Here is a 1028-nt window from a genome sequence, read left to right on the forward strand (position 1 = left end):
GACCTGGCCCGCTGCGGCAAAGGCCGCGTCGCCTTCCACTGAGTCGAAGGCGGCGACGCCCACGACCGGCGGCGGGCTGATCCCCGTCGCCGGCCTTTTCCCCTCACCCAATCCATCCTGAACACGGGAGGGCCGCATGCCCCCGCTCACGCTGCCCCGGCGGACGCTCCACCGCTTCCGCACGGTTCTGAAGAAACACCTCGCCCTGAAGGGCCGCGACGCCGGGCCGCCCGTCCGCGTGCACGTGGGCGATCAGGGCGAAACCCGCCTCACCGCGATCGCCCCGGACGGCCACGGCGTCAGCCTGCTGGTCCCCGGCGATCGCCCGCCGGGCGATCTCGTCCTGCCGTTCGACCCGCTCGCCGAAGCCGGCGCCGCGAAGAGCGGCGACGTGCGGCTGTCCGAGGCCGACGGCGGAACCGCCGTCGTCGCCAACTGGGAGGAGAAACGCGTGCCCCGGTCCGCCCGCGGCGCCCTCGAACCGGCCGACCGCGGCCGGGCGGCCGAGTTCGACGTGCCGGCGGTCGAGGTGTTCCGCGACCCCGGCCCCGGCTTCTCCTCGGCGTTGCGATCGGCCTGTGCCGTGACCGACGCCGATTCGACCCGCTACGCCCTGGGCTGCGTGCGGCTGGACCCGCACGCCGGCCGAGTCGAGGCGACCGACAGTCATCACCTGCTCATCGCCCGCGGCTACTCCTTTCCGTGGGAGCGGCCCGTCCTGCTGCCCGCCCCGCACGCGTTGGGCTGCACGGCGCTGAAGGACGCGGCGGTTCGAGTGGGGAGGGTGACGGACGGGCCGAAGGTCCCGCTCGTCGTCCTGTCGGCCGGCGACTGGACGCTCTAGTGGTTCATTGCAGCTCGATCGTCGGGTAGAGCGAGCGGAGTTTAACACGGGCGTCGGCGGTCGTGAATTGCCACCGCACGCCGACCTGCGCGGCGTTCCGGTCCCGCTGCCAAGCGGCCACCTCGCGGGCGAGGACGGCGGCGTCGGGGATGCGGCGGTCCAGGCACTGGCGGGCCAGCACGCT

1 protein-coding gene and 1 pseudogene are annotated in these 1028 nt (G+C 73.8%); one reads left to right on the top strand and one right to left on the bottom strand.

Translation table 11 applies throughout. The annotated features are described in order from the left end of the window. Nucleotides 1–136: 136 nt before the first annotated feature. Complete coding sequence (locus ACG2DA_RS22810) at nucleotides 137–844, top strand: hypothetical protein (protein ID WP_395259005.1); 708 nt, start codon at nucleotides 137–139, stop codon at nucleotides 842–844. Between the two features lie 4 nt (nucleotides 845–848). On the opposite strand, the pseudogene ACG2DA_RS22815 reads toward ACG2DA_RS22810, so the two are convergent. Further along, nucleotides 849–1028, bottom strand: a pseudogene (locus tag ACG2DA_RS22815) (IS630 family transposase); the annotation flags it as partial.

This window comes from Alienimonas sp. DA493 (assembly GCF_043951915.1).
Taxonomy (GTDB): Bacteria; Planctomycetota; Planctomycetia; order Planctomycetales; family Planctomycetaceae; genus Alienimonas.

Excerpts from the sequence above, each read along its gene's own strand:
- ACG2DA_RS22810 (WP_395259005.1), top strand. The coding sequence starts at position 137 with ATGCCCCCGCTCACGCTGCCCCGGCGGACGCTCCACCGCTTCCGCACG.